Here is a 23,074-nt window from a genome sequence, read left to right on the forward strand (position 1 = left end):
GACTTCTTTTCCGGGCAGGGCGGCTGTCGTCGGGGTCACGCAGTCGTCTTGTCCAACCTCGGTGAGTCGTCGTCTGTGTTGCGGCTCATCGATGGACTCAACTGTAGATATTCAACCAATCCAAATAAACACCACAGAACTTCATCTTCAATTTCGCTTTTAAGAATAATCATCGCGAGCCGGCGGCGGACTGCGCCACCCGCTCGGCCAGCCGCCACAGCGCCAGCCGATGCGCGTCCACCAAACCACCGGCCGATCGGCTGGCCACCGGGGCCATGACCCGCACCTCACCCAGCACGGGGGCATCCGCGCCGTGCGGATCGACCATCGCCCACTTCGCACGCAGGGCCACCTCTTTGCCGTCCGGGGTCGCCCCGAACTCCAGCAGCTCCAGCCGAAGCTGCCGCCCCACCTCCACGCCGGCGGGCACGGCACCACCCCAGACGGCGCCATCGCCTCGCCAGTCGCCCAGGTCGTGGGCCAACAATCGAGGCACCGCCGTGCGAAGGGGCTCGGCCCAGCGGTGACCGTCCAGCGGCACCAGCGCACCGCCCTCGCCGGGCACCCACATCACGTCGCGGTCCAGGTAATCCGGCAAGCGAACTGGGGCCACCAACTGCCAAGCGCCCGCGAACGCACCGGGGCCTGGCGCAGCGCGCGGCGGCGCGGGTGTCGCGGGCGTCGCCTGTGGCCGGTCCAGGCGAAGCGCGTGGTAGCGCAGCGGCGGCGCCTCTGACGTGGCGCAGCCTGCGACGAGCACCATCGCCAGCGTCAGCGCCGCCCTACGCAGCGGCATCCCCGCGCGCCCACCTATGCCCCACCGGCTGTCGTCGTCGACCGTTGTCACCATGAGTCCTTTCCGGCACTGTCGCCGTCTTCTTCCCAATCGCGCTGGGGCGCGGCAGCGCCACGGCCGCGCAGCAAGGCTTCGGGGTGTCGTTCGAGCAGATCAGCCAGCTCGCGCATCGAACGCGCCGCACGCGACACGTCGTGCAGCGCCTGGTTGGCGTTCTGCACCAGCCCGGAGTCCCCACCTGCTTGCTGCCGCAGCGAGCCCGCCATCTCCGACACCTCACCGAGGGTGGCCTGCAGCTTGAGGATCAGCGCCGAATCGGGCGCCACCAGTGCACTCACCCCATCAGCCGCGCCGCCGAGCCGCTTCGCCGTCTGGCCCACCTCGTCCGCCGCCGAGCCCACCTGGCGGACAGCTCGGCGGGCATCGCCCAAGGTCGCCGTGGTCGCATCGGCCAGCGGATCGAACCGCGCCTCGACCCTCTCGGCAAGCCGGCGGACATGCTCGGTGATCTGTGCCAGATCGCTCAGCGCCTTCTTCAACTCCGGGCCTGCCACCACGGCGCGCGCCGAGCCGGCAATGGCCGACACGTCGTCGATCAACTGGCGAAAGTCCAGACCGTCGATCTGGTTCTTCAGCGCCTGGATGGCGGTGGCGGTGGTCGGGATCTCCAGCATCTCACCCTCCGAGCCGCGCTGCACCGCTTCCTTATCTTTTTGCGGGCGCAGATCGAGGTCGACATAAAGCTGCCCGGTGAGCAGGCTCTGCATCGACAGCTGGGCCGTCATGCCCCGGTCGATCAGCGCCACCAGCGCGGTGGCGCTGTCTCCACGCCGCGTCTGCGACAGACCTTGAATCGAGGCAGATTCCAGCTCGGCCACCACCGGGATCAGGAAATCGTCGCTGGCACGGTCATAGGCCAGCCCGATCGAGCTGACGCTGCCCAGCCGCACGCCGCGGAACACCACCGGCGCCCCAGGTTGAAGCCCGTAGATCGAGCCGCTGAAGTGCATCACCACCCGCTCTTTGTGGGCGAACAGGCGGCCACCGCCCGCGAGGATGACGCCCGCCACCAGCAGCACCAGGCCGCCGACGACGAACAGCCCGATGGTGGTGGCGCTGGCCTTCTTCTTCATGCGGCCCTCCCCCGGCGCAAAAACGCCCGAACGCTTTCGGGCCCGTGTTCGAGCAGCGCCCGGGGCGCGTCGAGTGCAGTCATCGTCTTCTCCTCGGCATCCAGAAACAGCAGCCGATCAGCCACCTGGAAGATGCTGTCCAGCTCGTGCGACACCATCACCACCGTGGCGCCCTGCTCGTCGCGCAGCCGCCGAATCAGGTCGTCCAGCTCCGCCGAGGTGATCGGGTCGAGCCCCGCCGACGGCTCGTCCAGGTAGATGAGTTGCGGCTCCAGTGCCAGGGCCCGGGCGATGGCCGCCCGCTTGCGCATGCCGCCGCTGAGCGACGCGGGCTCGGCGGCGAATTGCTCGCCCAGGCCGACGAGCGTCAGCTTCTCGCGCGCCCGCTGCTCGCGCTCGGCAGCGCTCGCGTCCGAGAACATCTCCATCGGCAGCATCACGTTCTCACCGACCGTCATCGAGCTCCACAGCGCGCCAGACTGGAAAGCCACGCCGAATCGGCGCCGAAGATGGGCCTGGATGGCCTCGTCGTCCGTGTGAATGCTCTGCTCGCCATAGCAAACAGAGCCGGCCGCGGGCGCCTGCAGGCCGATGAGGTGGCGCAACAGCGTGCTCTTGCCGCAGCCGCTGCGCCCGGCGATCGCGAGCACCTCGCTTTGACGGATGTCGAAGTCGAGGTCGCGCTGAATCAGCCGATCGCCAAAGGCCATCGTCAATCCGCGTACACGCACCGGCACCTCGTGTTCGGGCGGGAGGCTGGCGGGGGCGTCGTCCATCACCAGTCCAGACGCTGAAAGGCGATGGTCAGTGCCGAGGCGGCGACCACGATCCAGACGATGGCTTGCACCACCGACGCCGTGACGGCGGCGCCCACCGCCTCGGCGCTGCGACCAGCGCTCAGGCCCTGCCGGCATCCTGCTGCCGCCACGAGCAACCCATAGACCGTGCCTTTGCCGATGCCGATCCAGACATGCGGCAAGGTGAGCGCATCGGCACTCTTGTACAGATACTCCATCGGCGGCACGCCGAACACCGTCAGCGCCACCAGGCCGCCGAACAGGATCGCGGTGACCGATGCAAACGCGGTCAGCAGCGGAGACACCAGGAGCAAGGCCAGCAGGCGCGGCAGCACGAGGTGATCCATCGGATCGATGCCCAGGGCCCGCAGCGCATCGATCTCTTCGTTGGCTTGCATGCTGCCCAGTTGGGCCGCAAACGCCGCACCGACCCGGCCGGCGAGGATCACACCGGTCATCAAAGCGGCCACCTCGCGCACAGCGCCGATGGTCACCAGATCGGCGATGTACGACTGGGCCCCCACGCGTTGCAACTGCACCGCACCCATGTAGGCCAGGATCACGCCCACCAGGCCGCTGACCAGGGCCACGATTCCGACGCTGCGCGGCCCGGCCTGTTCGACTTGCCACGCCACGTCGCTCCAGCGCATCGATCCTCGGCCGGCCAGCAGCCGGCGGCACGCCAGCAGCACCTCACCCACGAACGCCAGCGTCAAGGCACCGTCGGCCCACCACCGCCGCGTCCAGCGGCCGATCGCGGCCACGGCCGTTCGCCAGGCGGGCGTCGTGGCCTGCTGAGGCCTGTCGACTTGCGGATCATGGGTTGAGAGGGTGTTGGCATCCATCGGGTGGCGGTTCGGGCGGGTTGCGTGGGCAGCCTAGGTGCCCCAGGTTGGCCCCGCCGTCGGCGAACCCCGGGTTCAGACGTCGGACAGCGCCGACACCCCGACACCCCGCCGACCGGACCGAGCCCTCAGCCCCAAGGTGGTGCCGGCGGGTGGTGTTGGGAGGCCCGCCCTGTCACCAATGGGCCATCCGCGGTTCACCCAGCTGTCACCCGGCTGTCACCGGCCAGACACGATTGGAAACAGGCCGCCCAGCGCCCGGCTTTTCAAGCCTTCGAAACAGGGGCCGAACCGAACAATGGACTCATGTTGCACGCCACCCCGTCCGATGTAAGAGGAATGAAGGCCCCTCGCCTGTTCCGCCGCATCCTCGGCTCCGTCCCGAACCCCGGTACCGGCCCGAAGCGCACCGCCATTCGCCCGCCCGCTGTCTGGGGCCAGGCCGAACCCGTGTGGAAAACGCTTTGGAGCTGGATCCGTGGCACGCAAGAGCCCATCCAGCACCGCAAGCTGACACTGGACGATGCCCGACGCGACTTCGCCGCCGCGTTGTCCGACCTCAGCGCCGAAGACGCCTGCGACCTGCGGCGGCGCGGCCAGTCTGCACGCTCGCTGCGCGAGCTGTGGCACCTGCGTGCCGACCTCTACAGCATGATCGCCCGCTACCGCAGCCAGGCCGAGGCCGACCGCCGGCTGCAGTCCGTCAACCGCCACTTCCCGGCCAGTACCACGCCGACTGCCAAGTCGACCACGTCGCGGCCGGAGCATTTCGACGCCTGAGGCCGCCATGGAAGACTTCGAAGACACGGCCTACGACACGCAGTTCAACCTCTGCGGCCTGCCTCACGACCGCGAGGCCCGCATGGCCGCACGGCGAGCCTTCGTCGAGATGAAACTGCTGTTCCTGCGTGCGACAGGCCCGCTGGAAGACCGCAAAGGTGAATGGCTGCGCCACCAGGTGCGCCAGGCCACCGACCCGATGGACCTGTGGCTGCTGCGCGGGCCGGTGTTGCGCGCGCTGAGCCAGGACGATCAACGCCACCGCCACCTGCGCGCCGAGCTGTATCGCAGCCTGGACAGCATCTTCCCGGAAGCCTTTGGCTTCGACCCCGGCGCGACCTTGCCGCCGACGATGCCCGCTCCGTGGGAATCGATGCCCGGCGAGCGCCGCAACGGCTACATCCGCTGACGTTCCGAAGGCCGCTTGAGCAGAGCGGCCCACCCCCCGGTGCAAAATCCGGGGCGTGAACATCATCATCCTCGACGACTACCAGGACGCGGTGCGCAAACTGCGCTGCGCCAGCAAGCTGCAGGACCTGAATGCCAAGGTGTTCACCAACACCGTCAAGGGTCTGGGTCAGCTGTCCATCCGCTTGCGCGACGCCGAAGTGCTGGTCGCCATCCGCGAGCGCACTCAGTTCAACCGCCAGTTGCTGGAAAAGCTGCCGAAGCTGCGTCTCATCGCACAGACCGGCAAGGTCGGCCCCCACATCGACATCGATGCCTGCACCCGGCTCGGCATCGCCGTGGCCGAGGGCGTGGGCTCGCCGCACGCCCCCGCCGAGCTGACCTGGGCGCTGATCATGTCGGCCATGCGCAGGCTGCCGCAGTACATCGGCAACCTCAAGCACGGCGCGTGGCAGCAATCGGGCCTGAAATCGGGCTCGATGCCGCCCAACTTCAGCATCGGCATGCAGCTGCGCGGCAAGGTGCTGGGCATCTGGGGCTACGGCAAGATCGGCGCCATCGTGGCGGGCTACGGGCGCGCCTTCGGCATGGAAGTGCGGGTCTGGGCCGGTGACGAATCGCGCGAACGCGCGCTGGCCGATGGCTACGCCGTCTTCTCGTCGCGCGAACAGGCCTTCGAAGAAAGCGATGTGCTCAGCGTGCACCTGCGCCTGTCAGACCGCACGCGCCACATCGTCACCCTTGGTGACCTGGGCCGCATGAAGCCCACCGCGCTGTTCGTCAACACCTCGCGTGCCGAGCTGCTCGAAGATGCGGCACTGGTCTCGGCCCTCAACCGCGGCCGGCCCGGCATGGCGGCGGTCGATGTGTTCGAAACCGAGCCCATCTTGCAAGGCCACCCGCTGCTGCGGCTGGAAAACGCCGTGTGCACGCCGCACATCGGCTATGTCGAGCAAGACAGCTACGAGCTCTATTTCGGCGCGGCCTTCGACAACGTGGTGGCTTTCGTGGCCGGCCAGCCGACCAACATCGTCAATCCAGACGCGCTCAGAGTGCTGCGCTGACCGAGGGCGGGGCCGTGCGACAGGCTTCGCCTCGCCCCCGCCTTGGCTTGGGGGCCTGAGACGCCTGGCAGAGCCCGTTCTTCTCATGAACGCGGCGTTGTCCGACGTCGCCTTGGCCGCATCGCCTTCAGTGGCCATGGGGGTGGCCGCGAATACTGCCGCATGGCATTCGACACCCTGATCGGCCGGGTAGCGCTTGGCCCGTTTTCCCGCGCGCTGCCCCAGATGGGCGACACCGAACGCGCCGCCCTCGAAGCGGGCAGCGTGGGTTTCGAGGGCGATCTGTTCCGCGGCGCACCTGACTGGGATGCCCTTCGGCAGCGCGGCGCGATGCAGCTTTCCGAGACCGAGCAGGCGTTCGTCGACCGCGAGGTGACCGAGCTCACCTCGATGCTGGACGACTTCGCCATCGATGAGGCGCGCGACCTGCCGCCCCCGGTGTGGCAATTCCTGCGCGAGCGTCGGTTCTTCGGGATGATCATCCCGCGAGACTTCGGTGGGCTGGGCTTCAGCCACGCAGCGCATGCCACGGTGGTGGCCCGCATCGCCACGGTGAACGTGGCCGCCGCCGTGACGGTGATGGTGCCCAATTCGCTGGGCCCGGCCGAGCTGCTGCTGCGCTACGGGACCGAGCTTCAGAAACGGCACTGGCTTCCGCGGCTGGCCGACGGTCGTGAGCTGCCCTGCTTCGGCCTCACCTCGCCCTACGCCGGCTCGGATGCAGCCTCGATCCCTGACACCGGCGTGCTGTGCGAACGCATGCTGGACGGCCGCATGGTGCGAGGCTTCGAGGTCAGTTTCGACAAGCGCTACATCACACTGGCGCCGGTCGCCACGGTGGTCGGCTTGGCGTTCCAGGCCATCGACCCCGATCGGCCGGCTGGCCAACAGGCGCTCGGCATCACCTGCGCTTTGATCCCGGTGCCCTCGCCCGGCTTGTCGATCGGGCGCCGGCACCGGCCGATGAACTCGGCGTTCATGAACGGCCCGATCCACGGCGAGCGGGTCTTCGTGCCGTTGGACTGGGTGATCGGCGGCGAGGCGCAGGTGGGGCAAGGCTGGCGCATGCTCATGGAATGCCTGGCCGCGGGTCGATCCATCTCGCTGCCTGCGCTGGGATCGGCCATGCAGCAGACCGCCCTCTTCGTGGCCTACGGCTATGGCCGGATCCGCGAGCAGTTCGGGCTGCCGATCGGCAAATTCCACGCGGTGGCCGGGCTCGTGGCCCGCATGGCGATCGATTTGTATGCCACCGACGCCGCCCGGCGCTACACCGCCGCGGCCCTCGATGCAGGCGAGCAGCCCAGCCTGGCGGGCGCCATCCTCAAGGTGCAGCTCACCGAAGCGGGCCGCCGCGCCGTCACCGACGCCATGGACATCCTCGGCGGCAAAGGCATCATCCAGGGCCCGAGCAACCTGCTGGGCATCGCCTATCGCCACACCCCGATCGCCATCACGGTAGAGGGTGCCAACGTGCTGACCCGCGCGCTCATCATCTTTGGCCAGGGCGCCGTGCGCTGCCACCCGCATGTGCTCAATGAGATGCGCGCCGTGGCCGCAAGCGACGAGCGCGGCCTTGGCCGGGCGCTGCGAGGCCACGTGGCGCACCTCTGCCGCAACCTGTGGCACAGCGCCATTCACGCGCCGCTGCGAGGCACCCCGCCACGCGAGCTGCGCCGAGAGGCCGCCGCGATCGCACAGCTGGCCGCCGTGTACGCCTGGACCGCCGATCTCGCCATGGGGCTGCTCGGCGGCCGTCTCAAGCGGCTGGAGCTGTTGTCCGCGCGGCTGGGCGATGTGCTCTCGAACTTGTACCTGGCCAGCGCCGTGGTCTGGCGCTTTGAGATGGAGGGCGACGGCCGCCTGCTGCCGCTGGCCCGCGCGGCCATCCAGACCCAGCTCGCGCAGGCCGCCGACACGCTCGACCACCTCTACGCCAACCTGCCCTCGCGCGTCGTGAGGGGGCTGGCACCGCTGTGGTGGCGCCGCGGCCGCCTGCATCGGCCGGTGGCCGACGAGACCTTGCTCTCGCTGGCCACAGCCTTGCAGGGCGACCCCACCCTCATCGGGCGGCTTTGCCCCGATCTCGCCCAACCGGCCGGCGGTGGCCTGCGAGATCTGATGGACGCGCTGGCGCTGTCACGAGAGGTCGGCGATTCATTGCCGCAACTGCACGAGGCCCTGCGCCGCGGCGACCCACCTGAGCGCGTGGCCGCCGGTCTGCCGAACCCCAAGGCCTCGCTCGCCTATTTGCGCGCCGCCGAACGCGTCATCCGGGTGGACGACTTCGCCGGGTGAGCCGGCTCGGCGGCCTGCGTCACCGGGCGCAGGGCAGCCCCACCGAGACCACGGTTACCTAAGTCACCGCCTCACCGCGGCGGCCCTGCTTATTCTGAAAGCCGGCACCAGGAGCACAGCGTGGCGATGGTCGATGTGACGCACAGCGGGTGGATGGGTGAAGGGCGTTCCCGGCAGGCGGGGCGGGCTCCGTTGCCCGACTTCGTGGCCACTCAACCCTTGGTGCCTGCGCCGGCTCCCCCTGCCCCGGCGCCCCACCCCCAAGCCAGCCAAGCCAGCAGCTCAAGGCCTGAGCGCAGCGCACCTCGCGCGGCCCCACCCTCGCACGCGGGACCCAACTTGCTGCTGCAGTTGGCGCGCCCACTGCTGATGGCGGTGCCGGCCCTGCGGGCGGCCCGCCCGCTGGCCGACCCCGCCGTGCTGCACCAGGCACTGGCCCAGGCGCTGCGTGACTTCTCGGCGCGGGCGCGCGCGGCAGGCCTGGCCGCCGAACGCGTGATGACCGCCCGCTATGTGCTGTGCGCGCTGCTCGACGAGGTGGCCACCGACGTGTTGGCGGGCCATCCGGACGGTTGGGTGCGCCACAACCTGCTGGCCACCTTTCACAACCAGCCGGGCGGCGGAGCCAAGGTTTTCGTGCTGCTGAACCGGATGTCGCAAGAACCGGCAGCGAATCTGGACCTGCTGGAGCTGATGGACTGCACGCTGGCCCTGGGCTTCGAGGGCCCCTACCGGCGGGCAGCCGACGGGCAGGCCGATCTGCGCGGGCTGCACCACCGCTTGACACAGCTGATCGCGGTTCAGCGTACGGCACTCGATTCGGCCGCGGCCGCCGCCATGGCGGCCGAGGTGAGCCCCGCCGCCGAAGCGTCCTGGACGAAGCGGCTGGTGAACGCCATCGGTGAGGGGTTGGTCAGGCTGCGTGGGTTGCGCCAGGCGCTGTTCAGCGAACCCGCAATGCCCGGCGCGACCGCTGGCGTTTCGCCGCTGCCCCCCGGCGCCCCGCCGGCATAGCGCCCGAACCGGGGCCATCGCCCCCGGCCAGCGCCGACGCGTCAGGCGCCTCGGTGCGACTCCTGGTGCGGCTCCTGGTGCGGGTCGCCCACCCACAGCGCGACGGCGCTGAAATTGTCCTGGTAGGGCATGCTGCAAGCCCGGATGTCGTCTTGCATCAGCTGCAACCAGTGCTGCGGAGAGCCCGCCAGCGTCAGGCTGTCGCAGATCTGGCGCGGCGTCAGGCTGTCCCACCAACCATCGGAGCACAACAGAAAGGCATCGCCGTCCTGGATCGGCTGCGGCTGTCGCACGGTGTGCGGCTCCAGCAGGCCGTCCAGGCCGAGGGCGGCCACCAGTTGGTTCTTGTGCGGGTGCCGCTCAGCCTGTGCGGCGGTGAGCAGGCCGGCGTCCAGCATGTCCTGAACGACGCTGTCGTCGCGGGTCACGAAATCGACGCGGCGATGGCGCAGCCGATACAGCCGCGAATCGCCCACGTGCGACCACAGCGCCTGCTGCCGCACCGTATCCACCCACAGCACCACCAGGGTGGTCAGCATGCGATCGCAGATGGCCCGGCCGTCCTGCCCCACCAGCACCTCGGCGTTCGCCGTGTGCATCGCGTTGTCCAGCGTCTGGGGCGACCAGTCGCCCATTCGCGAGATCGAACGGGCCTCCAGCGCCTGCACGGCCCGGGCCGAGGCCACCGCGCCATCGCGGTGACCGCCCGCGCCGTCGGCCAGCACCGCATACCAACCCGATTCGACCTGGCCACAGCGCAGATCGTCTTCATTGGCGCGGCGCCTGCCGATCTGGCTCACGCTGGCCAGCGAGATTCGCGGCACCGCCCGCGTCGCAGCCTCAAGCAGCACTCTGGTCACGCTCCCAACGTTCGAGCTGTTGTTCATAGGCGCAGGCGAAAGCCGTGCCGAAAGTGGTTTGGAAATCGTCATGCGCCTCGTCGCGCAGCGATTCAAAGTGCTGCGAATACAGCTCCCACAACCTTGCCTGGCGGTTGATCGGTGACACGCTGCCCTGCAGTGCGCGCTCGACCAGCGCGTCCTCCAGCGCCGCCGGGGCGAACCGCTGCAACACACCATCGAGCGCCGCCCCTCGGCCAGCCACCGAGCCCGCGGCGTGGCCGATCAGGTCATGCATCGCGTCATCCATCGCATCGGGGCCGTCCATGAAGCCGCGCAAGGGCGGCTCCAGCAGGCGCTTCAACGCCGAAGGCGCATCGGACGAGTACATGAGCGGGTTGCTGCGTCGCGCTGTGTCGCCACCTTGGGCAGGCCGCGGCCCCAGCGGTGCCTCGGCGCGCAACGCGAGCAGCTCCAGGCAACCCGCCACCGACGTGCGCAGCAACTGGCCGATGCGCTGCATGGCCGCCGGCGTGAGGCTGGAAGACGCCTCCGGCGCCAGGCCCGCCCCCTCGCAGAATGCGCGCCACAACTCGGCACGCCCAGGGTCAGCTTGCACGGGCCGCGTGGCCTCGAACGCGGTGGGCCCCTCGGGGGCCTGGAACGGCGTGCGATCGGCTTCATCGGCAGCCGCCCCCAGTGGCCGCAGGACAGGGCTGGCCCACACCGGCTCGGGCGGCGGCCCGGCCAGCGGCACGCTGGTGTCAGCGCGCTGATGCAGCACCGCTTCGAGCGTGCCAGGCACCGTGGCCACCTCGCGTTCGGCGGGGCTGCGCGGGGGCTCCGACCGAGGGGCCGATTGGACAGGACGTTCAGGCCATTCGGGCCATCGCTGAGCTTGCGGCGTTGGCGGGCCATCGACCCAGCGGAGTTCAGCCCGCGCGTCCAGCACCGGCGTGGTCAACAAGGGCGGGCGGGTGGCGACGTGGCTGGGCAGGTTCACCTGGGCCACCACGTCGGTGAGCGTGGCCAGCGCGCCTTCGACAAAATCCTCATCGCGTGATCGCCAGCCTGGGCGGCCCATCGGGTGCAGCGGTGGCGAGGCCATCAACGGCGGGAGCCCCGGGGAATGCCCCGGAGAGTGCCCAGGCCAATGGCCCTCCGAAATCGTGGAGTCGCTCAGCGCGTCGGCAAAGCGTGGCTGAGCACGTAAGCCGGCCACTTGGCGCCGCGTCGCGGGTGGCGAGTCACGCCGAAGCAAGGTGGGGCCGTCTGCCGCGGCACGGGCGTCGTCGAACACCTCCAATAGGTAGCCTCCGACGATCAGGCGGTCGCCATGGCGCAGCGGTGCAGATTCGCCGCGGCCGACCGACCGGCCGCCGACCGCGATCGGGTTTGCACTGCCGACATTGACGATGCAGTAGCCATGCTCCGTGGGGCAGATCTGCGCCTGCTGGCGCGAGATGTGCCGCTCAGGGTCGGGCAAGGCCAGGGTGTTGTGGTCGGCGCGGCCGATGGTGCCGCCTTGCGGGCCGAACTGGGCGACCACAGGCTGGATCAGCGGCTGCTCGTTCAGTGAAAGCACGCGCAGGGTCAGGGTCATGGTCGGTCACCGTTGTGCCACGTCGGGCAGGCCATGGCGCATCGTCGGCGCGCCCCTGGCATGGATCAATGTCCTAAAGTCACCTGTGATCCGCGGCCGACACCCGCCAGGCCGCGGATCATTCCGCCTCAGAGGCTGAAAGCGGGCATCGGCGAAAGACCCTCACCCTCTCAGCTCGCCAAGCCATGCAAGGCGTTGAACAGCTTGCGGGGTTGCAGCGGCTTGAACAGCACCGTATGGCCACTGTCGGTGGCGCGCCTCATCTCGTCGTGCGATGTGTCGCCGGTCACCAGGATCGCAGGCACCTCATACCCGTAGGCGCGGCGCACCGCGTCGATCGCGGCGATGCCGTCCGGCCCCGGGCCGAGATGCAAGTCGCTCAAGATCAGATCGGGGGGCATCGCGCGCGATCGAACCGTGCGCTCGGCCTCGTGGGTGGTCGCGGCGCAGACGACGTCGTAGCCCCACTCTTCCAGCAGCAGCCGCAATGCATCACGGATCGGAGCCTCGTCATCGATGACGAGCACCGAACACGGCTGCAGCACCGGCATGGGCAAGGTATCGGCTGCGACGGTCTCTTCCTCGATGCCCGGCAACTCACCCATGGCAATGCCAACGCGGAACATCGTGCCGCCGCCCGGCCGCGAGCGCACTGTGAGGCGATGGCCGAGCAGACCGGCCAGGCGCTTGACGATCGCCAACCCCATGCCGAGCCCCTGGGCGCGCACCCGCCCATAGCGACCCACCTGGCAGAACTCTTCGAACACCCGCGGCAGGTCGGCCGGTGCGATGCCGACGCCGGTGTCCCACACCTCGACGTTGACATGCGTGGATGTGCTGCGTGCCACCACGGCGATGCCCCCTCGCTCGGTGTACTTGATCGCGTTCTGGATCAGGTTCCCGAGGATGCGCTCCAGCAGTTGCGGGTCGCTGCGGACAGATTTGCAGCCCGCCGAAAACCGCAAGCCCAGCCCTGCCTGCTCGGCCTGGCCGATGTACTGCATGTGCAGACGGCGAAACAGGTCACGCAGGGGGAAGTGGTGGACGTTCGGCTCGACTGTGCCCGCATCCAGCCGCGAGATGTCGAGCATCACGTTGAACGAACGGTCCAGCCCCTCGATCGACCGCATCACGTTCTGGACCAGCGGCTCTTCCGGAGCGCCATGCAGACGCTTTTCCAGCGTGGCGGCAAACAGACCGAGGGCATGCATCGGCTGCCGCAGATCGTGGCTGGCGGTGGCGAGAAAACGTGTTTTCTCCTGCTCGGCCCGCCGGGCGGCGTCACGCGCGGCCGCCATTTCACGCAGCTGATCGTCGCGTTGGATCACGGCTCGCTGGTCGTGCTCCCATTGGCCCGATCGCCACAGCGCCACCAACAGGGCACTGGCGCTGAACGCCACGCACCCCGCCAGCGGCCAGGGCCCAGCAGGGCCCCCCAAGCCCTCACGCAATCCGAGGATGGTGGCCGGTGCCACCGCCCACAGCACGATGGCCGTCCAGGATTCGCGCATCGGCACCAGCACCACCGCCGCGATGGGCGCCAGTGCCGCCAGCATGCACAGCGCCACCGCCGAGGCCGACAGGCTGGCCAGCAGCAGCGATGCGGCCGCGCAGCACGCCCCGCAGACGGCCAGCATCCGTCGCTGGCGACGGGTGTCGCCCACCCACGTGGCACGGTGAACAGCGGCCCACGCCATGCTCATCCAGCCGAGGCCCAGCAACAGCACGACGCCCGACCAGGCGACCACGCTCGACCAGGAGCCCAGGCCCGATGGCCCGCCCGCCAACACCGCCGCCACACCCGATTGCATCAGCAGTGGCAACACCAGGACGGGCGTGCCCGTGGCGACAGCGCGCAGCGCTGAATCCTTGAGACGGCGCTCTACCGCACGGCGCTCACGCTGAGCGGGGCTTTCAACGTCGGCCGCCACGCCACCGCTGCCAGAGACCGCCACGAACTCGACCGCCGGCGACAGCGCAGAGGCCGCCACCGGGCCGATACCGCTCAACAGCGCACTCACCACGACAACCCGAAGCGCTCGCGCGTCAACGGAACAAGCTGATCATGTGCGACCGGGACTTCACGTCCAGCGCCAGCAGCAGCGATGAGACGTAGTTCTTCACCGTGCCCAGAGACAGCCCCGTGGCATTGCTGATTTCCTGGTTGCTGCACCCCGAGAGCACCTGCTCGAGGATGTCCAGGTGCCGCGAGCCGAGCTCGGCAACACGGTCGTACATCGCCGAGGCCGGAAAGCGTGGGAACAGCGGCCCTGAGCACACTTGGTTGCGCGCCCGCTGCGGCCACAGCAACGACGACAAGGTGTTCTTCACCTCGACCACCGTAGCGCCCTTGGGCACATAGCCCACAGCGCCGAGCGCACGCGCCTGCCGCACGACGAATTCGTCCTGCGTGCCGCTGAACACGGCAATGCGCGCACTCGGATAGGCCTGGATGAACTGCCTGAGCCCCTGCAGGCCCTTGCAGTCGGCCAGGTTCAGATCCAGCAGGACGGCATCGATGCCTTCATCGCTGGCGTAAACCGCCAGCGCCTCCTGCAGTGAACCCGCGTCGAGCCAGACGATGGGTGTACCGTCCAGTTCGACAAACATGGATTTGACGCCGACTCTGACCAACTCGTGGTCGTCGACCAGGAGAACCCGTTTCGGTGAAACGGCTGTCCCGTAAGTGGGGGCCATTGCAACCGACGACGAGCTCTCGCATACGTGGCGAAAAGCTTCTTGCATCTGACGCTCCCTCACCAGCCGTACGCTTCGTCGAAGCGCCAGCAGGCGTTACACCCTGAATCATAGGCCCAGCGGAACCTCCTCACACCCCAAGAAGTAGGGAGGTAATCCCTACTGCGCGAGAAGGGTCAGCCTGCTAGGACATTGGGGGCGCTTCCCCGCTGCTGACCTAACGCGTCAGACGGACGCATCATCGCACGAGGGGTGGAAACCTTTTCTCAAGGCTCGGGAGAATCCGTGTCCGGTCCGCCTTGGGCCACCTGTCGGCGCGCCGCCTCGGCCAACTGTTCGTAGCGCAAACGAAACGCCCCCAGCATTTCGTCGTCCATTTCTTCGAGATCAAGCAAGGCGTTGTGGGCCCCGCGGGTGGCTCGGATCAGTTCATCCAGCTTGATCTGGATGGCTTCGGTGTCGCGGTTCTGGGTGTTCTGGATGAGAAACACCATCAGGAAGGTGACGATGGTGGTGCTGGTGTTGATCACCAGCTGCCAGGTGTCGCTGAAGCCGAACAAGGGGCCGGTGACACCCCAGACCACGATCACCGCTATCGCCAGGGCAAAGGTGCGCGGGCGGCCGCAAAACCGGGAAGAGGCCTTGGCAAAGCGCGAATACCAGCTCGTGCGGCTCATCGTGTCCTCACACGCGGCACCGGCCGCGGCCGGCGACGCTCATCACTTGGGGTTCTCGAAGAAGACATACGCGTTGTACTCGCCGATCTCGAAGTACACCCGCTTCTCGCCCGCATCCACCTGGCCATTCAGGTTGTCATCCAGCACGCCGTAGCCGTAGCGGTAGTGCCGCGGCTGCTTGTCATCGGTGCCCAGCGCGGTCGACAGCTTGTCGATCTTCAGGAAGCGCTTGACCACCTGGTTGCCGGCATACACCTCCAGCACGCCATCGGTGCCCGTCCAGTTCTGGATGTCGCGCCGAATCTGGTTCTGCTGCTCCTGGGTGCAGCCACTGGCCAACCAAGCCACCGCACCCAGCGCTGCCAGGGCCACCACCGAGCGGAATCGCCCCGCGGTCACAGCGTGCCCTCGTCCTTCGTGCCGAAGATCTTGTCGCCGGCATCGCCCAGCCCCGGGATGATGTAACCGTGCTCATTCAGGTGGTCGTCGACCGCGGCCGTCCAGCAGCGCACGTCAGGGTGCGCCCGGTCCAGCGCGGCGATGCCCTCGGGGGCTGCCACCAGCACCAGCGCGCGGATGTCCTTGCAGCCCCGGCGCTTGAGCAGATCGATGGTGGCGATCATCGAGCCGGCGGTGGCCAGCATCGGGTCGATGATGAGTGCGGTGCGCTGGTCCAGCTTGCCGACGAACTTTTCAAAGTAGTGCTCGGGCTGCAGCGTCTCATGGTTGCGGCTCAGGCCCACCACGCTCACCTTGGCATTGGGCACCATGTCGAGCACGCCATCGAGCATGCCCAGGCCCGCCCGCAAGATGGGCACCACCGTGACCTTGCGGCCAGCGATCTGGTCGACCTCGGTGGGGCCGCTCCAGCACTCGATCGTCACTTTGGCGAGCGGGAAATCGGCGGTGGCCTCGTAGGCCAGCAGGCGAGCCAGCTCGCCCGTCAGCTCGCGGAACTTCTTGGTCGATATCTCGGCTTCGCGAAGCAGACCGATCTTGTGGCGCACCAGGGGGTGCGAAACGGCGATGACGGGCATGGCATCCGTGGCGTCAGTGGGCAAGGCCGCCAGTGTAGTGACGCAGCCCGGGCCAGGCGCTGCGGCGCATCAAACCAGCCCGCCTGCTCAACGCGCGCGGCAGCCCCGCCCCCTCAACGCACGCGCATCGCCGGCTGCTGCTCGCGATCGAACCAGGAGAGGAACAACGCCTTCAGCGGGCCCTTCTGCCGCTCGATGCTGCCACCCAGCAACCACACCACCGCCAGCGGGCCCAAGCCCACCACCGCCAGGCGATACGGCTCCAGCCCCACGGCCACCGTGAGCGCCGCGAAGAACTGCAGCAAGGGGTAGTGCATCAGGTACAGCGCGAACGTGAAACCGGCACAGTAGCGAATGGGCTGTTCCATCCAAACCGGCAGCCTCGGCAGCCGGCGCGCCAGTGCCACCGCGCCCACGAAGTTGGCTGCCACACAGGCGCCGATGACATAGCTGGACAGAAACTTGCGCGACCAAGAAAGCTTGTCGTAGAGAAACTCGGTGCCGAAAAGCTCCTTGCTGAACTCGAGCAGCTCGTCGGGGCCGCCGTTCAGGCGGAAGGCCAGATACCCGGCGATCGAGCCTACGAACAGCAAGCCCCCCTGCCCTGCCCCCAAGGGCACGCGCGCCGAATAGCGGTAGGCCCACACACCCAGCAGCCACACCGGCAGCAGCAGCAGGATCTTCGGCCCGATGATCAGGCAGAGGGTGGCCACCGCGACGGTGCGCGTATGGCCGCGCAAGAAGTGAGCCGCGGCGAACAACACGTAGTACCAGGCCTCATAGCCCAGCGACCAGAACGGACCGTTCGAGAACGGGCGGGTATACGAGAACCAAAGCTCGTTGGTGAAGCTCAGGCTGGCCAGGATGCGCACCAGCGGGTCGTCGTATTCATACCAGCGGCCCGAATACAAGCTGGGCTCCAGCACCGAGCCTGCCGCGTCCAGCAGCATCGTCAGGATGAGCGCCGGAACTACCACCGAATACAGACGGGCGAACCGGCTGGCGGCGTATTCCTCGATCGTGCGCTCTTTCTGATCGGCGACATAGGCGATCACGAAACCCGAGAGCACGAAGAACACCATCACGGCGTCGTTGCCGAGATCCTTGAAGTGCCACAGCACCGGGATACCACCGGTGAACCGCTCGTAGTTGGCGTGGACCACGAACACCATCAGCGCCGCGAGGAAGCGCACCAGGTCAAGATAGATCGAAAGATTTCGATGCATTGAACCTCCGCCGAATATTTTCCAGCGAGGTTCTCAGCAAACAGGACTTACATCTTGAAAACTTGGATCAGATGGTGAATGAAACAAGCCCAGCGCGGGTGCCACGATTCGCCACCACTGCTGGGCCTAACGGTTTAAATGCACACACCGAGCTTCACCCGCGCCGACACAGCCGGCAATCTGCGTTGACGGCCGCTTCACGAACCTTCACACGGCGCTGCGCCCATCCCTTGCCCCGGCTTGAAACCCGTTCGTAACCCGAACGTTCCTGAGCAGGCCCTCGCCCGTGCGATGCTGCGCCCCACAACCCATCGAGCGCACCGCGCGGAGGAGACCCCGGATGAAGGTATTGAAGACACTCGCCAGCGCCCTGTGCCTGGCGGGCAGCCTGCTGCTGGCTACAGCGCACGCGGCCGATCTGCCGCGCAGCAAGCCCGAGGCAGAGGGCCTGTCCAGCGCGCGGCTCAGCCGCATCACCGCCACCTTGATGTCGGGGGTGAACGAGGGGCGCATCCCGGGTGCGGTGCTGGTGGTGGGGCGGCACGGCAAAGTGGTGCAGTACGACGCGGTGGGCGATCTGGGGCCCGTGCCCGGCCTGCCGATGCAGCGCGACGCGATCTTCCGCATCTATTCGATGAGCAAGCCCGTCACCAGCGTGGCGGCGATGATCCTCGTCGAAGAAGGCCGCATGAAGCTGGAAGATCCGGTCAGCCGCTACATCCCGTCGTTCGGGCAGGTGCAGGTCGGCGTCGAGAAGCCCGGCCTCAACGGCGCACCGCCCACCCTGGCGCTGGAGCCGGCCCGTCGCCCGATCACCGTGCACGATCTGCTGCGCCACACCTCGGGGCTCACCTACGGCTTCTTCGGCAACTCGCTGGTGCGCACCGCCTACGATCAGGCGCATCTGCTCGACGACCTGGACAACGCTGGCCTGGCCGACCGCCTGGCCAGCCTGCCCCTGGCGGCCCAGCCCGGCACCACCTGGGACTACAGCCACTCGACCGACGTGCTGGGCCGGGTGATCGAGGTGGTGTCGGGTCAGCGCCTGGGCGAGTTTCTGCAGCAGCGGCTGTTCGAGCCGCTGGGCATGAAAGACACCTCGTTCTACGTGACCGACCGCGCCCGCCAAGGCCGCATCGCCGAGCCCTTCGAACACGACCGCAACCTCGGCCTGAATGCCGACATGGGCGACCCGCGCGTGCAGCGCAAAGGCGAATCCGGTGGCGGTGGCCTGGTGTCCACCGCGATGGACTTCGCACGCTTTGCCCAGATGCTGCGCAATGGCGGCACGCTGGACGGCCAGCGCATCCTGAGCCCCAAGACCATCGCCTTCATGACGAGCGACCATGTCGGCGCGAACATCATCCGCACCCCGCTGTACCTGCCCGGCCCGGGCTATGGGTTCGGCCTGGGCTTCGCGGTGCGCACCGCGGCCGGCGAAGCCGTGAACCCCTCAGAGCCCGGCACCTACCACTGGAACGGCGCTGCAGGCACCCTCTTCTGGGTCGATCCCAAGACGGATCTGTGGGTGGTGCTGATGATCCAGTCCATCAAACAGCGCGACCACTACCGCTCGGTGCTGATGAACATGATTTACGGTTCAGTGATTGCCCCGTAACAACTTGTCAGCCATCCGCCCGATACTCCCTCCGGTTTCTGGAGGGATGACAAAAAATGGGAATGGCAGTGTGCTTTGCCGCCGTTTCGCCTGCCACGCTGGCTCGGCTGCAAAGAGCGCCCGAAGAGGTTGAACGCTACCTGGTGCCGGACAACGGGATGGCCGAGCCACCCCACTCCACCGATGTGGACAAGGCGTGGCACGGCATCCACTACCTGCTCACCGGCACCGCCTGGGAGGGCCGTGAGCCCTTCTGCTGGGCCGTGATGGCACAACCCAAGATCGGGCCCGACCTGGGCATGGGCCCCGCCCGCTATCTGACGGCCGAACAGGTGGTGCGGCTCACCGCTGCACTGGACAGCCTCACGGTCGACGATCTGAGCGCGCGCTACGACCCCCAGGCCATGGAAGCGCTGCGCATCTACCCGGATGCCATCTGGCGGCGCGACGGCGAAGAGGCGCTGCAGTACCTGCTCGACCACTTCACCCACCTGCTCGATTTCTACCGCGACGCCGCCGCCCGAGGCGACGCGGTGCTGCAGTGGGTGTGCTGAATCTGCCGGGGCCGCGCGCCCGAGCGACCGCTGCTCACTCTGGCTGACGGGTGCCCGGCGCCTGGTACTTCAACAACGCCATCAGCTCCTGCGGCGCTGCATAGAGCGCCCCGATCTCGGGGGCCACGAGCCGGTAGCGAAGCCTGGCCTTGATGAGGTTGTTCTTCCCCTGCAGTGCACCGGCGTCGTCCCGCGGGGCCGCACGGATCAGCCAGTCGATCAACGCCGCGTTGATGACGAGGGAGTCTTGCCGATCGGCGGCCTGCCCGCTCGCTGCGACTCGCCGGTGAATCTCGGCATAGCGTGAACGCTCGGCGTCGAACCGCTTCGCCTGCGCTGGCGGCAGCCGCGCGGACAGGCTTTGGATGTAGTGGGCCTGGGCCTTCTCGATGAACTCCGGGGTCACCTCGATGGGCCTGTTCGATTCGTCGAACATCACACCGTGCCCGATGAAGGCGATGGGATCCGGGGAAGGATCCGAGGATGGCGCCGGCCCTTGCGCCAGGCCCACACTCGACCAACCAAGCAGAGCCATCAGCCACAGGGCCGCCGCGCCACCGACCGTTGTTCTATCGCGCATGACGTCGTCCTCCTGAATGCGGGCCTGACGCCTCATGGCGCGCCGTAGCAGCCGGCGCCTGAGTTGCAGGCGGGCGGCATGGGCATGCGGTTGGGCGGGGTCATGGCGTTGATGGCATCGCGCATGCCTCGGATGTTGGCGGGTGGCAGCTCGTGGCAACCAGCCCCGCAGTTGGCCCCGCCCGTGACCGGGTTGGTCCAGCCCGCAGCCACGGGCAAGGGTGTGTAGCGGCCACTGTCCACCCGGGTGGTGAACTGGCCGCCACTCGGGCCGCCAGTCAGCGGCCCACGCAGCACTTTGGCCCAGGCAGGATCGTCCGGCGAGATCAAGAACACGTTGTCGCCTCGATGGCAACTGGCGCAGGGGCCGCCGACATTCCCGCCAGCGGCGAAATCCGTGCCGTCCACCAACTCGGAGATCACCAGCTTCTTTCCACTCCAACCCAGGATGTGCGTCGGGTCGGACTTCAGCTGGTTGTCCCAGAAGCAGGCCCGGCCGGTGGTGGCGCTCTGGCAGATGATGCCGGCCAGGCTGCCCGGGGCGCCGCTTCCCCTGGGCAAGGCGATGCACGCGCCTCGCACATGGGGGTCGGTGTAGGTCCACACGTGGGCATCGGTGGCGCCTTGCAGCAGGTTGGTACCGCCGCCCGCCGTGTTCAGGTTGCCCTGGTTGACCCAGGCCGTTCCGGTTTCAGCCCAGTCGGGCGGAATGGGCACGCCTTGGGTGCGACATTCGGCCATGTAGGGCGTGTCGCCATTCACATTGAACGTGGTGGTGTCGCTGGCGTTGGCGCAATAGCTCACCAAGAACCAATGTTGGACCTCGGCACTCGCGGTGAGCGTATGCGGCCCGCTCGCCAAGCCCGGAAAGTTGGCCTGGGTGACAGCCGACGAGGGCGCGGTGGGAGAAAACTGCGCGGTGACATCCGCGCCATCCAACGTCGCGCGAAACGGCGTGCCGCATGCGGTGCCCACCTTCACCTTGGCCACCACCGGGCTGACCACATTCCCGCTCTTGGGCGGCTCGGTGATCGTCACGCAGCTCGCGATCAGAAGGCAAATCGGCGGCACAACGATCGCACGCCTTCGGGTGCGGTGCGGGGCAGGTTGAGCGGTCATGAGGGGGCCATGGCGTAGTGGGCGGGGGCAACGCCGGTGCGGCGCTTCGCCCTTGTACGCCCCGCCTCTTGCCCTGTCATCTGAAGGGCGGGTGGCCCGTCCCCCCTATTGAGGATGCACGCGCCACCTCATCTGCCGCGGCTCAATCGTTCACCCGTGGCCGGCCGTGCACAGCCGCTTGAACCGCTGCCAGCAACGATGCGCTGTCACCCGGCTCCACCAACGTGAGGCCCGGCCGGTGGCACAGCCCGCATGCCGGCGAAGCGACCACCGGCACCCCGGCGGCCAGCGCCCGCAGCAACGCACGGGGCTGATGCTCGACAAATGCCGGCAGCAGCACGACATCAGACGCCGACAACCAGTCGCCGGCGTAACCCACCGCAGCCCAATCGACAGATTGCCAAACGGCGGCATCGGCCGGCGGCGAGCCCAAGATATCGACCTGCGCACCAAGCGCCCTCGCCACCGCGGCCACCTCGTGGGCGCCCTTTCGGGCCAGCGCACTGCCGGCCAAGGTCAGGCGCAGTCGACGAGGCGGGGTCGAGGTGCGGATGCGCTCCGACTGCGGCTCGTCCCACGGCAGCAACTCGGCGGGCAGGCCCGCGGCCTGAAGCACGCGGAACACGTCGTGATGAGCCGTCAGGATTCGGCGAGCGCGCTTCAGGGCACGCCACTCATCATCCTGCCAGGCGACGTCCACACGGAAATCCGCCAGGCTGGATGCGTCGGGCCGTGCCAAGGCGGCCGCATCCAGGCGCCGTTGAATCTCGGCAGCCGGCAACTCGGGCGCATGGACATCGAAGACGCGCCCACCCAGCACGCCAAGGCGCCACAGCGGCACCAGCAGCTCTTGCGCCACCACCAGCTCCGTGTGCTCGGCGCTCAACCGTCGCGCGCAGTGGCGTGCCAGATCAGCGGCCGCCTGAAGACGCAAAGCTTGCCGGCGGCCTCCTTCACCGCCAGTGTGCAGGCGCTGTCGCACCATCCGCCGCCAGCTCGGCCAGCGCGCGGTGTGCACCCGTGCCGCAGCAGGCGCCACCCAGGCCCGCGCACGCAAACCCGGACGCACCCACGGCACCATCCAATCCGCCCGGGCCGCTGCATCGGCACCATAGCCTTCCAGCCATCGCGCCAACTCCGGGGAGCGATCATTCAGCAGCACGGCGATGCGGCCGGCCTTCGGCTGGGGTGCCGGCCGGTGGCGGAAACAACTCGATTGGTCGCAGGTCAGGCATCCACGCGCCACGGGGCGATCGTCTCTCACCGGCGGCAGGGCACGACGAGGCGCCAAAAGCGGCACCGGTGGCGGCACCAGTGGCGGCACCAGCGGCGGCACCGCTTGCAGCGCCCTCGCACGCAGCACCAATTCATCGGCCGTCAACTCAGCTTCGATGCGAAACGCAAAGCGGGCGACGATGCGCAAGTCGACATAGTTCCACGCGACCGTCGCATCTTCAACCAGCGGCCGCTGCTGCTCGATCAGCGCACTGTGGCGATGCCGCTCGACCAACTGGGCGCCGATCGACGTGGCCAACGCCGCCAACGCATTGGAGAGCTGGCACAACCCGCCGCCCACCGTGGGCACGACGCATCCATTGACGACCTCACGGCCCACCGCAAAACCTCGCAGGCGTGATGGCCACCCCACCTGGGCCCAGAAGCTCAGCACCTGGCCGGGCGCCACCACCACACCGTCGAACGCACGCACCGCCACACGCAGGTTCTGCACCTTGCCGCACCGCAGGATGAACTCGTCAGCCCGACCATCGACCCACAATGCCGAGCGATGCTCGGCGATCACCGGCGCATCCAACAAGCTGGCTTGCGGCGCCAGGCGCCTCGGCCCTGACGCCAGGTTGCGCAACGCGCGCAACACGATGTGGCCCGCCACCTTCAGGCTGTGCCACGCCGCGCCCAGCCGAGTGGGCTCGCTCCACGGCGCACGGGTGGCAAGATGATGGTCTGCGGAGCTGTCGCCTGGGGGCACCAT

22 protein-coding genes are annotated in these 23,074 nt (G+C 68.2%); 7 read left to right on the forward strand and 15 right to left on the reverse strand.

Annotated features, from left to right (window positions below; translation table 11 throughout):
* Nucleotides 1-169: 169 nt before the first annotated feature.
* Genes AACH06_RS28775 through AACH06_RS28790 form a run of 4 tightly spaced genes read right to left on the reverse strand, consistent with a single transcriptional unit; the run spans nucleotide 170 to nucleotide 3,571 of the window.
* On the reverse strand, nucleotides 170-847 hold the full coding sequence (locus AACH06_RS28775) for a PqiC family protein (RefSeq protein ID WP_341429265.1): 678 nt from the start codon (nucleotides 845-847) through the stop codon (nucleotides 170-172).
* A complete protein-coding gene (locus AACH06_RS28780; protein WP_341429266.1) occupies nucleotides 844-1,929 on the reverse strand; it encodes an MlaD family protein in 1,086 nt (361 codons plus the stop codon). The genes AACH06_RS28775 and AACH06_RS28780 overlap by 4 nt, the downstream gene beginning before the upstream one ends.
* Nucleotides 1,926-2,705 carry an ABC transporter ATP-binding protein gene (locus tag AACH06_RS28785; RefSeq protein WP_341429267.1) on the reverse strand — a complete coding sequence of 260 codons (780 nt, stop codon included), beginning with the start codon at nucleotides 2,703-2,705 and terminating at the stop codon, nucleotides 1,926-1,928. The genes AACH06_RS28780 and AACH06_RS28785 overlap by 4 nt, the downstream gene beginning before the upstream one ends.
* Nucleotides 2,705-3,571, reverse strand: coding sequence for an MlaE family ABC transporter permease (locus AACH06_RS28790; protein ID WP_341429268.1), 867 nt, complete (start codon nucleotides 3,569-3,571; stop codon nucleotides 2,705-2,707). Before AACH06_RS28790 ends, AACH06_RS28785 begins: the two co-directional genes overlap by 1 nt.
* Nucleotides 3,572-3,877: 306 nt before the next feature.
* Here AACH06_RS28790 and AACH06_RS28795 point away from each other — a divergent pair, with 306 nt between their 5' ends.
* The 5 genes from AACH06_RS28795 (at nucleotide 3,878) to icmH (ending at nucleotide 9,135) form a co-directional block, all read left to right on the forward strand.
* On the forward strand, nucleotides 3,878-4,351 hold the full coding sequence (locus tag AACH06_RS28795) for a hypothetical protein (protein ID WP_341429269.1): 474 nt from the start codon (nucleotides 3,878-3,880) through the stop codon (nucleotides 4,349-4,351).
* 7 nt (nucleotides 4,352-4,358) lie between these two features.
* The gene (locus AACH06_RS28800) at nucleotides 4,359-4,760 is read left to right on the forward strand and encodes a hypothetical protein (RefSeq protein ID WP_341429270.1); all 402 of its coding nucleotides are present in this window, start codon (nucleotides 4,359-4,361) and stop codon (nucleotides 4,758-4,760) included.
* Between the two features lie 55 nt (nucleotides 4,761-4,815).
* Nucleotides 4,816-5,823, forward strand: a complete 1,008-nt coding sequence (locus AACH06_RS28805) for a D-2-hydroxyacid dehydrogenase family protein (RefSeq protein WP_341429271.1) — start codon at nucleotides 4,816-4,818, stop codon at nucleotides 5,821-5,823.
* Nucleotides 5,824-5,985: 162 nt separating this feature from the next.
* Nucleotides 5,986-8,121 (forward strand): acyl-CoA dehydrogenase, encoded by a 2,136-nt coding sequence (locus AACH06_RS28810; RefSeq protein WP_341429272.1) that lies wholly within the window; start codon nucleotides 5,986-5,988, stop codon nucleotides 8,119-8,121.
* A 339-nt stretch (nucleotides 8,122-8,460) separates the two neighbouring features.
* Nucleotides 8,461-9,135, forward strand: coding sequence for a type IVB secretion system protein IcmH/DotU (gene icmH, locus AACH06_RS28815; protein WP_341429273.1), 675 nt, complete (start codon nucleotides 8,461-8,463; stop codon nucleotides 9,133-9,135).
* A 41-nt stretch (nucleotides 9,136-9,176) separates the two neighbouring features.
* Here the strand turns inward: icmH and AACH06_RS28820 are convergent, their stop codons facing one another.
* From AACH06_RS28820 to AACH06_RS28855, 8 genes are all read right to left on the reverse strand, one after another.
* A complete protein-coding gene (locus AACH06_RS28820) occupies nucleotides 9,177-9,995 on the reverse strand; it encodes a PP2C family protein-serine/threonine phosphatase (protein ID WP_341429274.1) in 819 nt (272 codons plus the stop codon).
* Nucleotides 9,976-11,577 carry a type VI secretion system-associated FHA domain protein TagH gene (gene tagH, locus AACH06_RS28825; RefSeq protein WP_341429275.1) on the reverse strand — a complete coding sequence of 534 codons (1,602 nt, stop codon included), beginning with the start codon at nucleotides 11,575-11,577 and terminating at the stop codon, nucleotides 9,976-9,978. The genes AACH06_RS28820 and tagH overlap by 20 nt, the downstream gene beginning before the upstream one ends.
* 170 nt (nucleotides 11,578-11,747) lie before the next feature.
* A complete protein-coding gene (locus AACH06_RS28830) occupies nucleotides 11,748-13,598 on the reverse strand; it encodes an ATP-binding response regulator (protein WP_341429276.1) in 1,851 nt (616 codons plus the stop codon).
* Nucleotides 13,599-13,623: 25 nt separating this feature from the next.
* Nucleotides 13,624-14,322 carry a response regulator gene (locus AACH06_RS28835; RefSeq protein ID WP_341429277.1) on the reverse strand — a complete coding sequence of 233 codons (699 nt, stop codon included), beginning with the start codon at nucleotides 14,320-14,322 and terminating at the stop codon, nucleotides 13,624-13,626.
* Between the two features lie 218 nt (nucleotides 14,323-14,540).
* Nucleotides 14,541-14,951, reverse strand: coding sequence for a low affinity iron permease family protein (locus tag AACH06_RS28840; RefSeq protein WP_341429278.1), 411 nt, complete (start codon nucleotides 14,949-14,951; stop codon nucleotides 14,541-14,543).
* A 42-nt stretch (nucleotides 14,952-14,993) separates the two neighbouring features.
* Entirely contained in the window at nucleotides 14,994-15,350 is a 357-nt protein-coding gene (locus AACH06_RS28845; protein WP_341429279.1) for a hypothetical protein, read from the reverse strand.
* Nucleotides 15,347-15,988 (reverse strand): uracil phosphoribosyltransferase, encoded by a 642-nt coding sequence (upp, locus tag AACH06_RS28850; protein WP_341429295.1) that lies wholly within the window; start codon nucleotides 15,986-15,988, stop codon nucleotides 15,347-15,349. The genes AACH06_RS28845 and upp overlap by 4 nt, the downstream gene beginning before the upstream one ends.
* A 113-nt stretch (nucleotides 15,989-16,101) precedes the next feature.
* Nucleotides 16,102-17,214, reverse strand: coding sequence for an acyltransferase family protein (locus AACH06_RS28855; RefSeq protein WP_341429280.1), 1,113 nt, complete (start codon nucleotides 17,212-17,214; stop codon nucleotides 16,102-16,104).
* A 340-nt stretch (nucleotides 17,215-17,554) separates the two neighbouring features.
* On the opposite strand from AACH06_RS28855, the gene AACH06_RS28860 reads away from it, so the two are divergent.
* Together AACH06_RS28860 and AACH06_RS28865 are read left to right on the forward strand one after the other, a co-directional pair.
* Nucleotides 17,555-18,832, forward strand: a complete 1,278-nt coding sequence (locus AACH06_RS28860; RefSeq protein WP_341429281.1) for a serine hydrolase domain-containing protein — start codon at nucleotides 17,555-17,557, stop codon at nucleotides 18,830-18,832.
* A 62-nt stretch (nucleotides 18,833-18,894) separates the two neighbouring features.
* Nucleotides 18,895-19,386: a YfbM family protein gene (locus AACH06_RS28865; protein WP_341429282.1), complete on the forward strand. Its 492-nt coding sequence runs from the start codon at nucleotides 18,895-18,897 to the stop codon at nucleotides 19,384-19,386.
* Between the two features lie 34 nt (nucleotides 19,387-19,420).
* Here AACH06_RS28865 and AACH06_RS28870 read toward each other — a convergent pair whose 3' ends face one another.
* The 3 genes from AACH06_RS28870 to AACH06_RS28880 form a co-directional block, all read right to left on the reverse strand.
* Nucleotides 19,421-19,966 carry a hypothetical protein gene (locus AACH06_RS28870; RefSeq protein ID WP_341429283.1) on the reverse strand — a complete coding sequence of 182 codons (546 nt, stop codon included), beginning with the start codon at nucleotides 19,964-19,966 and terminating at the stop codon, nucleotides 19,421-19,423.
* A 32-nt stretch (nucleotides 19,967-19,998) separates the two neighbouring features.
* Entirely contained in the window at nucleotides 19,999-21,084 is a 1,086-nt protein-coding gene (locus AACH06_RS28875) for a hypothetical protein (protein WP_341429284.1), read from the reverse strand.
* A gap of 142 nt (nucleotides 21,085-21,226) precedes the next feature.
* Nucleotides 21,227-23,074, reverse strand: coding sequence for a VanW family protein (locus AACH06_RS28880; RefSeq protein ID WP_341429285.1), 1,848 nt, complete (start codon nucleotides 23,072-23,074; stop codon nucleotides 21,227-21,229).

It is taken from the genome of Ideonella lacteola, from assembly GCF_038066555.1.
In the GTDB taxonomy this organism is placed as follows: Bacteria; Pseudomonadota; Gammaproteobacteria; order Burkholderiales; family Burkholderiaceae_C; genus Ideonella; species Ideonella lacteola.

What these genes read in the sequence shown, in the direction of transcription:
- AACH06_RS28780 (WP_341429266.1), bottom strand. Translation starts at nt 1,929, where the DNA reads ATGAAGAAGAAGGCCAGCGCCACCACCATCGGGCTGTTCGTCGTCGGC.
- AACH06_RS28785 (WP_341429267.1), bottom strand. Translation starts at nt 2,705, where the DNA reads ATGGACGACGCCCCCGCCAGCCTCCCGCCCGAACACGAGGTGCCGGTG.
- AACH06_RS28790 (WP_341429268.1), bottom strand. Translation starts at nt 3,571, where the DNA reads ATGGATGCCAACACCCTCTCAACCCATGATCCGCAAGTCGACAGGCCT.
- AACH06_RS28795 (WP_341429269.1), top strand. Translation starts at nt 3,878, where the DNA reads ATGTTGCACGCCACCCCGTCCGATGTAAGAGGAATGAAGGCCCCTCGC.
- AACH06_RS28800 (WP_341429270.1), top strand. Translation starts at nt 4,359, where the DNA reads ATGGAAGACTTCGAAGACACGGCCTACGACACGCAGTTCAACCTCTGC.
- AACH06_RS28810 (WP_341429272.1), top strand. Translation starts at nt 5,986, where the DNA reads ATGGCATTCGACACCCTGATCGGCCGGGTAGCGCTTGGCCCGTTTTCC.
- tagH (WP_341429275.1), bottom strand. Translation starts at nt 11,577, where the DNA reads ATGACCCTGACCCTGCGCGTGCTTTCACTGAACGAGCAGCCGCTGATC.
- AACH06_RS28835 (WP_341429277.1), bottom strand. Translation starts at nt 14,322, where the DNA reads ATGCAAGAAGCTTTTCGCCACGTATGCGAGAGCTCGTCGTCGGTTGCA.
- AACH06_RS28840 (WP_341429278.1), bottom strand. Translation starts at nt 14,951, where the DNA reads ATGAGCCGCACGAGCTGGTATTCGCGCTTTGCCAAGGCCTCTTCCCGG.
- upp (WP_341429295.1), bottom strand. Translation starts at nt 15,988, where the DNA reads ATGCCCGTCATCGCCGTTTCGCACCCCCTGGTGCGCCACAAGATCGGT.
- AACH06_RS28855 (WP_341429280.1), bottom strand. Translation starts at nt 17,214, where the DNA reads ATGCATCGAAATCTTTCGATCTATCTTGACCTGGTGCGCTTCCTCGCG.
- AACH06_RS28860 (WP_341429281.1), top strand. Translation starts at nt 17,555, where the DNA reads ATGAAGGTATTGAAGACACTCGCCAGCGCCCTGTGCCTGGCGGGCAGC.
- AACH06_RS28865 (WP_341429282.1), top strand. Translation starts at nt 18,895, where the DNA reads ATGGCAGTGTGCTTTGCCGCCGTTTCGCCTGCCACGCTGGCTCGGCTG.
- AACH06_RS28870 (WP_341429283.1), bottom strand. Translation starts at nt 19,966, where the DNA reads ATGCGCGATAGAACAACGGTCGGTGGCGCGGCGGCCCTGTGGCTGATG.
- AACH06_RS28875 (WP_341429284.1), bottom strand. Translation starts at nt 21,084, where the DNA reads ATGACCGCTCAACCTGCCCCGCACCGCACCCGAAGGCGTGCGATCGTT.
- AACH06_RS28880 (WP_341429285.1), bottom strand. Translation starts at nt 23,074, where the DNA reads ATGGTGCCCCCAGGCGACAGCTCCGCAGACCATCATCTTGCCACCCGT.